Origin of the sequence: Marinobacter sp. S0848L, assembly GCF_023016065.1 — a bacterium.
In the GTDB taxonomy this organism is placed as follows: domain Bacteria; phylum Pseudomonadota; class Gammaproteobacteria; order Pseudomonadales; family Oleiphilaceae; genus Marinobacter.
The window spans coordinates 21,622-35,839 of record NZ_JALKAQ010000006.1 but is presented as its reverse complement, the minus strand read 5'-3'; the positions used below and the strand labels follow the sequence as shown (position 1 = coordinate 35,839).

General features: G+C 58.1%; 13 protein-coding genes. 10 read left to right on the top strand and 3 right to left on the bottom strand.

The features are described from left to right. Nucleotides 1-136: 136 nt before the first annotated feature. Nucleotides 137-1,624 (bottom strand): amidase, encoded by a 1,488-nt coding sequence (locus MWU64_RS09305; protein WP_247063735.1) that lies wholly within the window; start codon nt 1,622-1,624, stop codon nt 137-139. 96 nt (nt 1,625-1,720) lie between these two features. Between MWU64_RS09305 and MWU64_RS09300 the strand changes: the two genes are divergently transcribed. From MWU64_RS09300 to MWU64_RS09270, 7 genes are all read left to right on the top strand, one after another. Then, nucleotides 1,721-2,473, top strand: coding sequence for a sulfite exporter TauE/SafE family protein (locus MWU64_RS09300; RefSeq protein ID WP_247063734.1), 753 nt, complete (start codon nt 1,721-1,723; stop codon nt 2,471-2,473). 105 nt (nt 2,474-2,578) lie between these two features. After that, entirely contained in the window at nt 2,579-3,382 is an 804-nt protein-coding gene (locus MWU64_RS09295; protein WP_247063733.1) for a MotA/TolQ/ExbB proton channel family protein, read from the top strand. A 19-nt stretch (nt 3,383-3,401) separates the two neighbouring features. Next, nucleotides 3,402-3,755 carry a biopolymer transporter ExbD gene (locus MWU64_RS09290; protein ID WP_247063732.1) on the top strand — a complete coding sequence of 118 codons (354 nt, stop codon included), beginning with the start codon at nt 3,402-3,404 and terminating at the stop codon, nt 3,753-3,755. Continuing rightward, on the top strand, nt 3,752-4,162 hold the full coding sequence (locus tag MWU64_RS09285; RefSeq protein WP_247063731.1) for a biopolymer transporter ExbD: 411 nt from the start codon (nt 3,752-3,754) through the stop codon (nt 4,160-4,162). Before MWU64_RS09290 ends, MWU64_RS09285 begins: the two co-directional genes overlap by 4 nt. Further along, nucleotides 4,159-4,929, top strand: a complete 771-nt coding sequence (locus MWU64_RS09280) for an energy transducer TonB (RefSeq protein ID WP_247063730.1) — start codon at nt 4,159-4,161, stop codon at nt 4,927-4,929. The genes MWU64_RS09285 and MWU64_RS09280 overlap by 4 nt, the downstream gene beginning before the upstream one ends. A gap of 225 nt (nt 4,930-5,154) precedes the next feature. Next, a complete protein-coding gene (locus MWU64_RS09275; protein ID WP_058342275.1) occupies nt 5,155-5,673 on the top strand; it encodes an Hcp family type VI secretion system effector in 519 nt (172 codons plus the stop codon). A gap of 105 nt (nt 5,674-5,778) precedes the next feature. Next, nucleotides 5,779-6,477, top strand: coding sequence for a hypothetical protein (locus MWU64_RS09270; protein ID WP_247063728.1), 699 nt, complete (start codon nt 5,779-5,781; stop codon nt 6,475-6,477). On the opposite strand, the gene MWU64_RS09265 is transcribed toward MWU64_RS09270, so the two are convergent. After that, the gene (locus tag MWU64_RS09265) at nt 6,469-9,168 is read right to left on the bottom strand and encodes a nitrate reductase (RefSeq protein WP_247063726.1); all 2,700 of its coding nucleotides are present in this window, start codon (nt 9,166-9,168) and stop codon (nt 6,469-6,471) included. The two genes, MWU64_RS09270 and MWU64_RS09265, sit on opposite strands and share 9 nt — an antisense overlap. Nucleotides 9,169-9,543: 375 nt before the next feature. On the opposite strand from MWU64_RS09265, the gene MWU64_RS09260 reads away from it, so the two are divergent. The 3 genes from MWU64_RS09260 to MWU64_RS09250 all read left to right on the top strand — a co-directional run bounded on the left by MWU64_RS09260 (nt 9,544) and on the right by MWU64_RS09250 (nt 12,851). After that, nucleotides 9,544-10,908, top strand: coding sequence for a CmpA/NrtA family ABC transporter substrate-binding protein (locus MWU64_RS09260; protein ID WP_247063723.1), 1,365 nt, complete (start codon nt 9,544-9,546; stop codon nt 10,906-10,908). A gap of 13 nt (nt 10,909-10,921) precedes the next feature. Then, a complete protein-coding gene (locus MWU64_RS09255) occupies nt 10,922-11,920 on the top strand; it encodes an ABC transporter permease (RefSeq protein ID WP_247063721.1) in 999 nt (332 codons plus the stop codon). A gap of 70 nt (nt 11,921-11,990) precedes the next feature. Then, complete coding sequence (locus MWU64_RS09250; RefSeq protein WP_247063720.1) at nt 11,991-12,851, top strand: ABC transporter ATP-binding protein; 861 nt, start codon at nt 11,991-11,993, stop codon at nt 12,849-12,851. Between the two features lie 43 nt (nt 12,852-12,894). Here MWU64_RS09250 and MWU64_RS09245 read toward each other — a convergent pair whose 3' ends face one another. Beyond that, nucleotides 12,895-14,106, bottom strand: coding sequence for a nitrate regulatory protein (locus MWU64_RS09245; RefSeq protein WP_247063718.1), 1,212 nt, complete (start codon nt 14,104-14,106; stop codon nt 12,895-12,897). Nucleotides 14,107-14,218 lie beyond the last annotated feature (112 nt).

Genomic DNA, 14,218 nt, shown 5'->3' with positions numbered 1-14,218 from the left:
GCTCGCCTCCTCGATGCCATCAGAGTGGTCAGGGGACCTGCCCCTGACATACAGCATAGCGTGTTCACTGTAGAAAAGATAAACGTGGGGGCTTGGGCGCAGATCTCAACCCTGCACCCAAATCCTGCCGCGTCATTCAGAATACGTCGTTCAGGCGCTCATAGTTCTCAAACCACGGATTCGTTTCTTCCAGCTGAGCCGCCAGCTGCAACAACCGGGCTTCGCCACCATGCGCCGCACCAAACTGCACGCCAACGGGCAGGCCGCTTTGAGTCCAGTGCATCGGCACGGACATAGCCGGTGTTCCGGTGAGGTTCGCCAACTGGGTGAACGGCGTGCGAGCCAGGCTCTCCATGGCAATCTGGTCCACCTGACCGCTGCGATGTACCAATTTACCGGCTTTCAGAGCCAACATCAGTTTCGCAGCGACTTTCAGATGTGCAGGCGTATCAAGCTCACCAATTTTGGCAGGAAGTTGCCCGGCTGTGGGGCACAGATACAGATCAAACCGAGCAAAATAAGCCCCCAGCGCACGGGAGAAATCATTCCACTGCTGCCGCCGCGCAACGTAGTCGGGCAAAGGCATGGTGTTACCCAGCATCGCCAGAAGGCGGGTATCCAGCTCCAACTCTTTGTCGGTCGCGCCATAGCGTTCCTTGGCGCGCTGGGCCATCACCGAAACCTCGCCAAAGTACAAAGAGAGGTAACAGCGGGCCAGAGCCAGGCCGTCAAATTCGGGGCGGGCGTATTCCACTTCGTGGCCCATGCCTTCCAACAGGCGGGCGGTTTCTTCTACCGCCGCTACGCACTCCGGAGCAACGTCGGTGCCGTAGGGCGATGCCGTAAAGACACCAATTTTCAGTTTACCCGGCGATTGCTGCATCGCCTTCAGCCACGGCGTTTCCGGTTCGGGAATTCGGAACGGGTCGCCGCTGGCCGGCCCCGCCAAGATATCCAGCATGGCCGCGCTGTCCCGTACCGTGCGGGTCACCACATGATCGGCAGAGGCGCCTGTCCAGGCTTCTCCCACGTTAGGCCCCGGTGAAATGCGCCCCCGAGAAGGCTTCAGACCAAACAATCCGTTGTACGCGGCCGGTATGCGAATCGAGCCACCGCCGTCATTGGCGCCCGCCATAGGCACAATGCCGGCAGCAACCGCTGCACCGGAACCGCCGCTGGAGCCACCGGGCGTTCGGCTGAGATCCCATGGGTTTCGAGTGGGCCCCCAAAGCTCCGATTCCGTCACGGCTTTCAGACCAAATTCAGGGGTCGCGGTACGGCCAAGAAACACCAGGCCACCCTTGCGAGCACGGCGAACAAACTCTGAATCCTGGGCCGGCACATGGTCGCGATAAGCCCGGCTTCCGTAGGTACAAGGGTAGCCCGCCTGCTCCTGAGCCAGATCTTTCAACAACAAGGGAACACCGGCAAACGGACCGTCAGCGGGAAACGATTGCACCTTCGCTTCACTGAATTGTGGCTGGCAGATTGCGTTCAGCTTGCCATTGACGGTGTTGGCGCGCTCGATGGCCGCTGCCACCACTTCGTGCGAAGTCACTTCACCCCTGCGCATCAAATCTGCCAAGGCTGTGGCGTCATAGCTCAGATATTCAGACTGTTTCATCGGTAACCCTGTTGTTGTTATATACCCAAAGACCTATAGACATTTATCGTATAAACCGGAAACTCAGGAGCTTACGTCATTACCAAAGTGAGTGCCATGGACCTGCCCCTACTTCCCGAAGCCCTCAGCTCTGCCGTCGCCTTGTTCCTGCTTGGGGCATCTGTCGTAACCTCCATGCTCACCGCAATGCTAGGCGCCGGGGGTGGGGTATTGCTGTTGGTGCTAATGGCGTCGTGGATGCCGGCGGCGGCCATTATTCCCGTTCATGGCATGATTCAACTGGGCTCAAACTCTGGCAGGGCGGTGCTAACCTGGCACCATATAGACTGGCGCGTGATCCTCGCGTTTACCCCCGGCGTGCTGGTGGGCGCGGCACTCGGTGCCTGGCTGTTGATCGATATGCCTGCGCAGCTTTGGCAGCTTTCCATTGCGGTGTTTGTGCTGTATCTGTGCTGGGGTCCGAAACTGCCTAAAACCTCTTTCGGCAATGCCGGTATTTTTATTGCCTCCGGCATTACCAGTTTCATCAGCCTGTTTGTTGGCGCCACCGGCCCGCTGGTAGCCGCGTTTATCAAACAGATCCATGAAGACCGCTTCAAAACCGTTTCCACGTTCGCCACTGCCATGACCCTGCAGCACGCTCCCAAGGCGTTCATATTCGGATTTACCGGTTTTGTTTTTTCCGATTGGCTGCTGTTTATCCTCGCCATGATTGCCTGCGGCTTCGCAGGCACCTGGATTGGGCTCCATATCCTGAAAACCATGAGCAACCGCTGGTTCAGCACCGCCTTCAATGTGGTGCTCACTTTGCTGGCGCTGAGACTTTTGTGGCAAGCGGCCACAGGCTGACGCTTGAGCCTGCTTTAGCCACCAACACTCTCTGCAATCGTAACTTGCAATTCAACTGATAATCATTACCATTTCGATCAATTATCCATCGATCGGACAGCACGTATGTTTTCATCCCAAGGCACTCTATCCGCCCTCACCGATAACGGCCCTCTTGCCGAATTAATCAGCATGGGCGGCCCTGTGATGGTCGTTTTGATCGCTATTGCCTTTATCGGCGTGGCTACCTTTCTCTACCTTATGTTGTTTGGCGCGTTTTACACGCCCCGGTTTACCAAGCCGCTGCAGCGACTCGTTGCACAATGGCAGCAATCACCTGCCGACACCCGGGTAGAAGCTACTCGTGCCAATGCCAGCCGTTTCGGGCGTGCTAATCCTTTGATGCACTTGCTGGTCAATACTATGTCGGCTTGCCAGTCAGGCACCAACATTGCGGCAGTACGGGAAACCGCGGTACGAGACGCCCAGAACGCGCTCGAACCCTTTGAAGCACCGCTTAAAATCATTGAAGTGATTGCCGCACTTGCGCCCCTGCTGGGTCTGCTCGGCACGGTGATGGGGATGATGGAAGCCTTCAGTGCCATGGCAGCTACCGAGGGCAGGGCCAACGCCAGCCAGCTCAGCGGGGGTATTTACGAGGCTTTGGCCACAACAGCAGCGGGGCTGGTGGTGGCAATTCCATTTGCTGCGCTGGCAGCATGGATCGAGTTTCGCTTACGCCGGATCCACAAAACCATCAACAGTGCATTGGTGAGTGTATTTAACGTGCTGCCAGCTGACGATATCGTCGCCGCCACAGCCGATGCGACTCAGCCCGAACCAAAGCAGGCGGAAGTAGCGGTAACAGAATCAAACCCTGCGTCCGATCATTTCGATAACAACTCGCGCCTTGCTCATGCAGCTGGTTGAGCCCCGGCCCAGCCGGCCAATGCCCATTCGGATTACACCACTGATTGATGTGGTGTTTATTTTGCTGGTGTTTTTCATGCTGACCACACGGCTGATGCCGCTGGACCATCTTGAACTGGCCAACAGCACCCAAGACCGCCAGAGCGAAGCGGGCGAGCCCTTGCCAGAACTGCAGATATCCGCCGGCGGCTCCATCCTGTGGCGAGAGAACCCGTATTCCTTGCCGGAATTGCTCCCGGCCTTGAAGGCCGCTGGCATCGACGAAGCCAATCTGAGCACCACGCCCGACTCGGCGCTGGCCGATTTCACCCGCACCCTGAGCGCACTCGACAACGCTGGCATTACCGCGCACTGGAAGCGTGAAACCCCATGACGGCACTGGTACCACCACCGACCACGTCCGGAAAAGGCCTGCTGGACCGGGTTGAAGACGCGCTGTTGCCATTGATCAACCTGGTTTTTCTGCTGCTGATGTTCTTCATTGTGGCCGGGCAACTGACCGAGGAGCCTCTTCCGGAATTGCCCGGCGGCACCCAATCGGCACAGGAGCAGGCACCGGAGGCCGATCTGATTGTGAAAGCCGATGGTCAGTGGCAGGTCAACGGCAGCACACTCACGGAAGACACCTTGCTGGCCGCACTGCCAGAGCCGGACGTTTCGGAACCGCTGAAACTCGCGGCAGACCAAAGCCTCACAATGGTGGATCTGGAGCACCTGTTGCGGGTGCTGGAAGACGGGGGCTACACCGAAGTGTTGTTGTTAACGGAGCCGGGCGCATGAACACGCCACCCAAAGGCCTCAAAGTTCTGTTTCTGGCGATTGCCGTTGGCACCACGGTGGCCGCCTTGGCGCTCGCCGCGCCTAACCAACCGCTGCAACTCCCCACCCTGGGAGACAACGCGGTGAATTCCGCCCCTGCGATTAAGATCAGCCTGGCAGGGCGCCAAACCCCGGAGCCGGTTGCCGAGCCCGAGCCGTCTCCTGCTCCCCAGCCGGTCGCCAAACCTGAACCAAAGCCAAAACCTGAGCCGAAACCTGAACCAGAGCCAGAGCCAGAGCCAGAGCCAGAGCCAGAGCCAGAGCCAGAGCCAGAGCCCATTGTCGAGCCGGACCCGGAGCCTGCGCCAGCCCCGGTTGAGCCCTCAGAACCGGAACCCCCGAAAACACCAACCACAGAAACCTCGGTGTCTTCCGGTGACGAAGGCCAGGCCGAACAACAGCAGACATCCGTGCCACTGCAAACCGCGGGCAGTGCGTCGGAAATCCAGAGTTATCTGAACAAACTCAGCCGGCACTTGGCCCGCTACTACAACTATCCCCGAAGGGCGCGCCGCCTCGGTCAGCAAGGCGCTCCGGTTGTGGTGTTCGAATTCCGCCGGGATGGCTCGCTAATTGACCACTCCCTACGCGACAGTTCTGGTCACACTCTGTTAGATGACGCCGCCATGCAAATGCTGGCCAAAGCGGCGCCCCTACCGAAAGTGCCCGCGGAAATGCGCGGCGAAAGCTTCACCTATGCGTTGCCGGTTCGTTTCCAGCTGCGCTGATTCTCCCCACCATCAATCAGTGCGGGCAACTTTTCGCCTGCCCAGCAAGTGTTCGCCCACCATCTAAGCAAGCACTTGCTCAGGCGATTGCTCACACCACGCCAAGAAACTTCAACCCATTGTTTTTAAAAACATTAATAAATCTGGCACAGTCCTTGTTATCTATAATCGCGTCCAGGGATCACCCAACGGACCATTATTCATTCACACGTCATGGAGCAGACTATGCCAACTCCTTGTTATATCAGTATCGAAGGTAAAACTCAGGGCAACATCACCGCTGGTGCATTCACTTCCGACTCCGTAGGTAACATCTACGTTGAAGGTCATGAAGACGAAGTGCTGGTTCAGGAATTCAGCCACGTTGTTACCGTTCCGACTGATCCTCAGTCTGGTCAGCCTTCCGGTCAGCGCGTTCACAAGCCGTTCAAGTTCACCTCCGCTCTGAACAAGTCCACCCCGCTGATGTACAACGCTCTGGCTTCCGGCGAAATGCTGCCCAAGGTTGAGCTGAAGTGGTACCGCACTTCCGTTGAAGGTAAGCAGGAGCATTTCTTCTCTACCATCCTGGAAGATGCCACCATCATCGACATCGACTGCAACATGCCTCACTGCCAGGACGCAGCCAACGCTGACTTCACTCAGCTGGTTACCGTGTCTCTGTCCTACCGCAAGGTCACCTGGGAGCACGCCGTTGCCGGCACTTCCGGTGCGGACGACTGGCGTTCGCCGATCGAAGCCTGATCCCTCAGGTTCGATCATGCCAAAACGGCTAGCCTTCGGGCTGGCCGTTTTTGATTGAGCCCTCACGCCTTCCTGTCTAACATGCCCCAAACACTTGGGGATCTCATGTTCAGTTCTCTTCAGACAAGCAAACAAATCGGCACCCTCATGTGCCAAACCACCCGGACCATTCTCTGGCAACCGGCGCAGGCTTGGGTGCAGGCGCGCAATAGCCAAGCGGGTCTGCTATTGCGAGTCGGATCGGGACAGGCCACTTACCACAGCTACGACCCGCGCACCAAACAGCATCTGATCAACTACGGTGTGCGCATGATTGCGGCCAAGCGTCAGCCGGAGACGGCCCAAGGCTGGCTGTCTTCCCGGGAAATTCGCGAACGGGGCTATTTTGGCGGTGAGGTCAGCGAACTAAATCTTCTGGCGCATACTTGCTGCCATGAGTTCGCCCATTTACTGCAATACAGCGCTGGGCAACGCCATTATGGCTCGGTCCATAACCGTCACTTTTACGAAGTGCTGGACCAACTCCACGCCAGTGGCGGTGCCGATGCAGCACGGGATTTTCTGGCGCAGCAGGCAAGTGAAGCGGCGCTCCCGCTTTCCCGCGATGTGTTTGCAATACCAACACCGCATCAGGCCAAAGCTCAGTGGCAAGCCGGAGAACCGGTGCGCTTCGGGCGTGGTAGCAAACAGAAGCAAGGCAGGATCGTCCGGGTGAACCGGAAAACCTGCACCGTTGAAGTCCCGCACCAACCCAGAAACCTGCTGTATCGGGTTCCGTTTGCCTTGTTGGAAGCGCTAGGCTGACACATCGACTGGCGCGGCCACATCCGCTTGCGCCAATGTCAGCAGGGCGCGCACTTCGGGCAGGCACGACCCACAATTGCTCCCGCATTTCAGCGACTCACTCAATGCTTCCACGCTGTCGCAGCCTGCTTCAATAGCCCGCAGAATGGCGTTTTCACCCACCTGAAAACAACTGCACACCAACGCACCCGTTGGTTCGACATCGGCACGGCCGGCCGCCAGCAGAGACCAGCGTTGTTCCAGGCTGACCTCTGTCTCAGCGAAACATTGGTCCAGCCATTCAATGCCGGGCATTGCACCCGTTTCTTTCTCAACCAAAAGCACCGCCTGCAGCCGCCCGGCGTCCAACCAGACTGCCCGGAAACGACCCTGCGCGGTATCTTCCATAACCAGATCCGGTTCTCGACCGAAACACTGCCAGCCTAGCGCGAGCCAGTCCCCATGGTGACTGCCCGCCAGCCACCACGCGCTGCTGTGGCCCAACACCTGACGACTCCAGTAATCGAACGATGCCGCCATGGGGGTGGGCAGACCAGTCTGGTCGCCGGACAGCATCAACCGCGCCTGCCACCGGGTGCTCAATGGCTTAATGCTCGCGATACCGTGTTTGCTCTCAGGCTGCCCGGAAATCGGATCGACCGTTGCGTCCATCAACTCAGACGCCAAAGCCGAAGAAGCAAATTGGCCGTTCCAGTGAATGGGCACAAAGACTTCTCCCGGCCTTTGACCAAAAGCAGACCTTACACGGCCCACATACTGGCCCGTCGGCCCGGCCAAAACGGCCAATTCGCCCTCAGACAACCGATAACGGGACAGGTCCTCGGGGTGCACCTCAATAAACGGCTCCTCCCGGTGGGCAAACAGTTTCGATGCCAAGCCGGTTCGGGTCATGGTGTGCCACTGGTCCCGGATGCGACCGGAATTCACCACCAACGGGTAATGCTCCCCGGGTTGCTGCCCGGGACTCTGTGCATGCACGGGCACCAGCCGGGCACGGCCGTCCGGTGTCGGGAACCGGCCATCACGGAACAGGCGGGCGGTCTGCTGCAAAGCGCCACACTCATCCACGCGAATGGGCCACTGGAGTGGCTGCATCTGCTCGTAGGCTTCATCCGTCAACTGAGCCAGCGCCGCAATATTGAACATTCGGGTTCCGGAATTATCCACCCCGGACAAGGCGGCGTGCTCCCGAAAGATATTCACAGGCTTGTGATAACCAAACGCCTGTGTGTAGCCCAGCGCCTGACCAACCTCGCTGATAATCTGCCAATCCGGTTTAACCCCGGTCGGCAACGGAAGAAACCGACGTTGCCGCGACATTCGGCGCTCGGAGTTGGTCACGGTACCATCTTTTTCGCCCCAACCGGCCGCAGGTAAAAGGATGTCGGCGAAGGCGGTGGTATCGGTGGCACTCACGCAGTCCGAGACGATCACCGTTTCGCAACGAGCCAGCGCTTCGCGAATGCGCACGCTGTCTGGCAAGCTCACGGCCGGGTTTGTGCCCATAATCCAGAGCACTTTGATGTCCCCCCGGTGCACCGCATCAAACAGATCCACCGCTTTGTAACCCGGCCCGTCCGCCAGCCTGTCGGTTTGCCAATAGTCTGAAATCAGCTGCCGAGCTTTCGGCGTGTCGTACTCCATGTGAGCAGCCAAGGTGTTCGCCAGGCCGCCTACCTCTCGGCCTCCCATGGCGTTGGGCTGCCCGGTTAACGAGAAAGGGCCGGCACCGGGCTTGCCGATACGCCCGGTGGCAAGATGGCAATTGATGATCGCGTTGCCCTTATCGGTGCCCGCGACCGACTGGTTAATGCCTTGAGAGAAAGCCGTCACCGTGCGCCCGGTTTCGGCAAACCATTGGTAAAACGTTTTCACGTCCTCTACGGCAAGGTCACACCCCAGAGCCACCGCTTGCAGATCAGGGCCTGAGTGCATGGCTGCTTGCAGAGTCTCCTCAAAGCCACCGCAGTGCTCGGCCAGATACTCCGCATCCAAGGCCTGTTGTGCGTGTAACCACACCAAAAGCCCGTTGAAGAGCAGGGTATCGGTGCCGGGGCGCAGTTTCAGATGCAAGTCCGCCAACTCACGGGTTGCGGTTTCACGAGGGTCAATCAACACCACCTTGCGCCCGGCCCGGTGCGCCGCTTTCATACGCTGATACAACACCGGGTGCGCCCAGGCTGCGTTGCTGCCGGCCAGCACCAGCAAATCTGCCAGTTCCAGGTCTTCATAACAGCCCGGCACGCAATCTTCACCGAAAGCTCGCTTATGAGCTGCCACTGCCGACGACATGCACAGTCGGGAATTGGTGTCCACGTGGGGCGTGCCGATAAATCCCTTGGCCAGCTTGTTGGCTACGTAGTAGTCCTCGGTCAAAAGCTGGCCCGACAAATAGAAGGCCACAGCCTCGGGGCCGTGTTCGCTAACAGTTTTGCGGATGACAGTCGCCACCTGGCCGATAGCATGCTCCCAGCTGACTTCCTGCCCGGCCACTTTGGGGGCGAACGCCCGGTCGCCCTCGGGGGCCAGCGTTTCGTGCAGCGCCGACCCTTTCACGCACAACCGCCCCTGATTTGCCGGGTGGCTGCGATCCCCTTCAACACCATCGGCTCGGGCCAGAACGCCACAACCCACCCCGCAATAAGGGCAAGTGGTGGCGGCGGGAATTAACGCATTCGGATTCTGGCTCACGCTGAGTCCTCTTAGATTGCTTCTTTAGCGGTTTGACTTGGCATACCTGAAGCAATTTAAAGGCCAGCCCCGAACACGGAGCGTTAAAGGGGCTGCCATCAGATAAAAAAGAATCACGCTGGTGCATCGCCGGCTTTTTTGCACCAGCACGCACCAATTCACCGCCACGACTATTCGCACTGGCGAGCATCAATTCACCCCTCAGGCACGATGAGCTCTATGGTTTCCGGCCGCTGGCACAGCTTGTGCTGAAGACTTTATGAACCATCAAGACACGACAGCACTCCTCTCGGGCAAAGGCGCCTGCTTTCCGGTAACGGAGGGTAGGCGCTTTTGCGTTAAAGAAGGATGCTGAAGATCAGAGCGAGTCACATCATGGCAAGAACCCTGAAACACCTTCGGTCAGGCATCACCGTATTGCTGCTGGGCCTGGCCTCATTCGCACAGGCCGGGATAGGCCCCGCCGAAAAGCCGGATCTCAAGCTGGGCTTCATCAAGCTTACCGACATGGCGCCTCTGGCGATTGCCTGGGAACAGGGCTACTTCCTTGATGAAGGGCTGTTTGTTGAACTGGAAGCCCAAGCCAACTGGAAAGTGTTGCTGGACCGGGTGATCACCTCCGAGCTGGACGGCGCCCACATGCTGGCGGGTCAGCCTCTTGGTGCCTCCATCGGGTATGGCACGCAGGCCAATATCATCACCGCCTTCAGCATGGATCTGAATGGCAACGGCATCACCGTCTCCAACGACGTTTGGGAAACCATGAAACCCCAGCTTGCCCTGGACGGCGACAAGCCGGCCCATCCCATCAGTGCCGCAACCCTGAAGCCCGTCATCGACCAGTATCGTGATCGCGGCGAGCGCTTCAAAATGGGCATGGTCTTCCCGGTTTCCACCCACAATTATGAACTGCGCTACTGGCTCGCTGCCGGTGGATTGAACCCCGGCTATTATGCGCCCCAGAGCGGAGATACCAGTGGCACCCTACAAGCCGATGTGCATCTTTCGGTCACGCCCCCACCACAAATGCCCGCAACCATGGAAGCCGGAACGATTCAGGGCTACTGCGTGGGTGAGCCCTGGAACCAGCAGGCTGTGTTCAAGGATGTAGGTGTACCGGTCATTACCGACTACGAAATCTGGCCGAACAACCCGGAGAAGGTTTTCGGGGTGACCGAAGAATGGGCAGAAAAATACCCGAACACGCACCTCCGCTTGCTGCGCGCCCTGATCCGGGCGGCCCATTGGCTCGACGAGAATAACAACGCAAACCGCGCCGAAGCGGTCAAGATTCTCGCCCAGTCCAGCTACGTAGGGGCCGATGCAGAAGTCATCGCCAACTCCATGACCGGAACCTTTGAGTACGAGAAAGGGGATGTTCGGGAGGTGCCTGATTTCAACGTGTTCTTCCGCTATCACGCCACCTACCCCTACCCGTCCGATGCTATCTGGTACCTGTCGCAGATGCGCCGCTGGGGCCAGATTCCCGAACCCAAGCCCGACGACTGGTACATGAAAACCGCTGCAAAAGTATACCGGGGCGACCTGTACGCCCAAGCAGCCCAGTCACTGATCGACGACGGTCTGCTGGCCGCCAGCGATTTCCCGGACTTCTCAGAAGAGAACTTCGAGCGTCCGTTTCAGGGCGCGCTTATTGACGGTGTGCCCTTCACACCGAAAACACCCAACGCTTACATCGATCGTTTCGAGATCGGTCTGAAAGCTGACCAGACGCCTTAAAGGGGGAATGTAGATGAATTCACTCACCGGAAAGTTCGGCCAGGCCATGAATGTCAGCTTAAGGCAGCTGCTTGAGAACTTCGCCCCCTCGAATCTGGCTGCATCAGGCCGCCAATTGATCCTCCCGTTTGTAGGCATCTTGGTGTTCGTGGGCTTCTGGCATCTGGCTGCGCCTCAGGTAAACACCTCCCTGGGCACCTTTCCCGGACCGGCACAGGTTTGGGAGCAGGCCGGCCAGCTGTGGCAGGAACATTCGAATCAGCGCGCGAAGGCCGACCGCTTCATCACCATGCAAGAGCAGCGCAACGCGCGCATTCTGGCAGACAACCCGGACGCCGAAGTCCGCATCCGTGACTACCCCGGCGCCCCCACCTTCATTGACCAAATTGGCACCAGCCTGATCACGGTCCTTGCGGGTTTTCTGGTGGCGGCACTGATCGCCGTTCCGCTGGGCATCCTGTTCGGGCTGAACCGACACTTTCAGGCAGCGGTGAATCCTTTGATTCAGGTCTTCAAACCGGTGTCACCTCTGGCGTGGCTGCCGCTGGTGACCATGGTGGTTTCCGCCACCTATGTCAGCGACGACCCGATGTTCGAGAAGTCGTTCCTGACCTCGATGATCACCGTCACCCTCTGTAGCTTATGGCCCACGCTGATTAATACCAGCGTTGGCGTAGCGGCAGTCAATCCAGACCTTCTTAACGTATCCCGGGTACTCAACCTGTCGTTCTGGAGCCATGTTCGTAAAGTGGTTCTACCGTCCTCAATACCGATGATTTTCACCGGGCTTCGGGTATCACTGGGAATTGCCTGGATGGTGCTGATTGCCGCAGAGATGCTGGCCCAGAGCCCGGGCCTGGGCAAATTTGTCTGGGACGAATTCCAGAACGGCAGCAGCCAGTCACTCAGCCGCATTATGGTGGCGGTGCTCGCCATCGGGTTTATCGGGTTTGTTTTGGACCGAGTGATGCAATTGATTCAGCGAAAGGTGGCCTGGAACGAAGGCCACTGAGCACGACTCTGTGAATCTGACTTTGGAAGAGGCCGTTCTCGGCACTCCGCAAGCGAATAAGGTGAATTCCATGGCTAAATTACATCTTGAACTGACGGGCGTTGAAATGGCGTTTGATACAGCAAAAGGGCCGTTCATCGCGCTCGACAACGTGAACCTGAAAATCCGGAAGGGCGAATTTGTGTCGCTGATCGGGCACTCGGGTTGCGGCAAATCCACCGTGCTTAATATTGTGGCCGGGCTGCTTCAAGCCTCCAAAGGGGGCTGCGTTCTGGACGGGCACGAAGTAAATTCCCCCGGGCCGGAGCGCGCCGTGGTGTTTCAGAACCACGCGTTGATGCCGTGGCTGACCGTTTACGAAAACGTCGAACTCGCGGTACGGCAGGTGTTTAAAAGAACCATGAGCCGGCAGGAACGGAAAGAGTGGATTTTGCACAATCTGGAATTAGTGAATATGGCCCACGCCGCCGGCAAACGACCCGGCGAAATTTCCGGGGGCATGGCGCAACGGGTCGGCATTGCCCGGGCACTGGCGATGAAACCCAGCGTACTGTTGATGGACGAACCGTTCGGGGCACTGGATGCCTTAACCCGTGCCCACCTGCAAGATTCCTTGATGGACATCCAGCAGGAGCTGAACAATACGGTCATCATGATCACCCACGACGTGGACGAGGCCGTGTTGCTGTCGGATCGCATCATCATGATGACCAATGGCCCCTCAGCCACCGTTGGTGAAGACCTTCGGATTGAGTTACCGCGGCCTCGCGACCGGGTCGCGCTGGCCGATAACCCCGAATATGTGCATTACCGCCAGGAAGTGCTGTCGTTTCTGTACGAGAAACAGCGGAAGTTTGAATCCATCAATACACGCCGAAGCAGCCAACAAAAGGCTCCTTCCGATTCCACTCCGGCTAAGGCCACAGCATGACCTTCTCCCGGGCTTTGCATTGGCAAAGCCCGGGCATCGGCGTTCAAATCAGCACGTTTGCCGTGGCAATCAGCGCACGCGCAACCTCTGGCAGGCGCTTGCCCTGATCCATCGCCAGCTTGCGCAACAGTCTGTGTGCTTCGTCGTCATCAATATTGCGATGCTCCATCAACAGCAGTACTGCCTTTTCCTGAGTCCGTCGTTCTTCCAGCGCTTCTTTTGCGAACTGGAGCTCGTCGGACATCTGCTGCAATCTGCGATTTTGTTCCTGAATCAAGTCCAGGATCGACCGGCTTGTCTGCACGTTTTGCTCCAACGAAGCCAACAGCGTTGCCTGATCCGCTAACGAACGTCGGGCTTCGGTATACCGTTCCACGCAGCGATGGTGAAAAGCACTTTCAACGGCGTCCTCAATTGTTTTCAGATCGTCCATTCGCTCCGTCATCAAAGCAAACCAGCGCTCTGCCAGCTCCGGTGCCAAGGGCTTGTATGGGCCAATCGAAACAGCCATCTGGCGCAACTGTTCTATTTCAAGTTCACGAGGGTGCGCACGCAGCTGCCGCCAAAGTGCAAGACTGTCCCCGGGGCCATGAGCAACGAACACGTCAAAGCACCGATCCTGCGCTTCAACAAGGTGCATCATGCGCCGAGACAGTGCGTGATCAAAACGCCTGCGGGCAAACCCCGTGGAGCCAGCCGCCCGCTCCTGCCCGCAGTATTCCTTGCCGGTCATCACCTGCACCAGAGCGACCAGCAAACCCGCAATGGAAGGTTCCACAACCGTGTCTGCGGCCTCGCACACCACGGTAATCAACTGGTGGATGGTATCGCAGAACCAGCCCACCGCCTCTTGCGCTTCAATGGTCTGCGCTTCAATTCGATGGCGGATAGCCTCTAGCTGCCCCAAAGCATGAAGGGCACGGGCAATATGGCCGAGTAACGGACTGCTGACCGGATGGCTGATTAACTCGTGCTGGATATCGCGCAAGGCCTGATTGAACAGCTCTGCCCGCTCATTGGTTCCCACGATGAGGTGCGCACGCTCGCCCTTGAAGCGTTGGCCGGCCGAGCCTAGATAAAGGCTACTGATCCCCCGTTCTCGCTGCAATTCATGGATCAGGTGCCCACTGCTTTGCACCAAGCGCCCCATCAATAAAAAGTACTCGAGGCTGCGCACTTCGCATTGTCGCGAAGCGATCAGAAAGTCTGCTGCGGTAGCCGCTTGTGGTCTGGCCGAACCCGATGTCTTGCTCACGTTATTGCTCCTGTCATCGCCATGGCTGATTCGCATCGCTAAGAATCAACTGAGCAATTAACAGGCCAGCCCCAAAAAGCTTCATCGTCGGGCATCGCGCCCCAGCAAAGGG

Excerpts from the sequence above, each read along its gene's own strand:
- MWU64_RS09305 (WP_247063735.1), bottom strand. The coding sequence starts at position 1,624 with ATGAAACAGTCTGAATATCTGAGCTATGACGCCACAGCCTTGGCAGAT.
- MWU64_RS09300 (WP_247063734.1), top strand. The coding sequence starts at position 1,721 with ATGGACCTGCCCCTACTTCCCGAAGCCCTCAGCTCTGCCGTCGCCTTG.
- MWU64_RS09295 (WP_247063733.1), top strand. The coding sequence starts at position 2,579 with ATGTTTTCATCCCAAGGCACTCTATCCGCCCTCACCGATAACGGCCCT.
- MWU64_RS09290 (WP_247063732.1), top strand. The coding sequence starts at position 3,402 with ATGCCCATTCGGATTACACCACTGATTGATGTGGTGTTTATTTTGCTG.
- MWU64_RS09285 (WP_247063731.1), top strand. The coding sequence starts at position 3,752 with ATGACGGCACTGGTACCACCACCGACCACGTCCGGAAAAGGCCTGCTG.
- MWU64_RS09280 (WP_247063730.1), top strand. The coding sequence starts at position 4,159 with ATGAACACGCCACCCAAAGGCCTCAAAGTTCTGTTTCTGGCGATTGCC.
- MWU64_RS09275 (WP_058342275.1), top strand. The coding sequence starts at position 5,155 with ATGCCAACTCCTTGTTATATCAGTATCGAAGGTAAAACTCAGGGCAAC.
- MWU64_RS09270 (WP_247063728.1), top strand. The coding sequence starts at position 5,779 with ATGTTCAGTTCTCTTCAGACAAGCAAACAAATCGGCACCCTCATGTGC.
- MWU64_RS09260 (WP_247063723.1), top strand. The coding sequence starts at position 9,544 with ATGGCAAGAACCCTGAAACACCTTCGGTCAGGCATCACCGTATTGCTG.
- MWU64_RS09255 (WP_247063721.1), top strand. The coding sequence starts at position 10,922 with ATGAATTCACTCACCGGAAAGTTCGGCCAGGCCATGAATGTCAGCTTA.
- MWU64_RS09250 (WP_247063720.1), top strand. The coding sequence starts at position 11,991 with ATGGCTAAATTACATCTTGAACTGACGGGCGTTGAAATGGCGTTTGAT.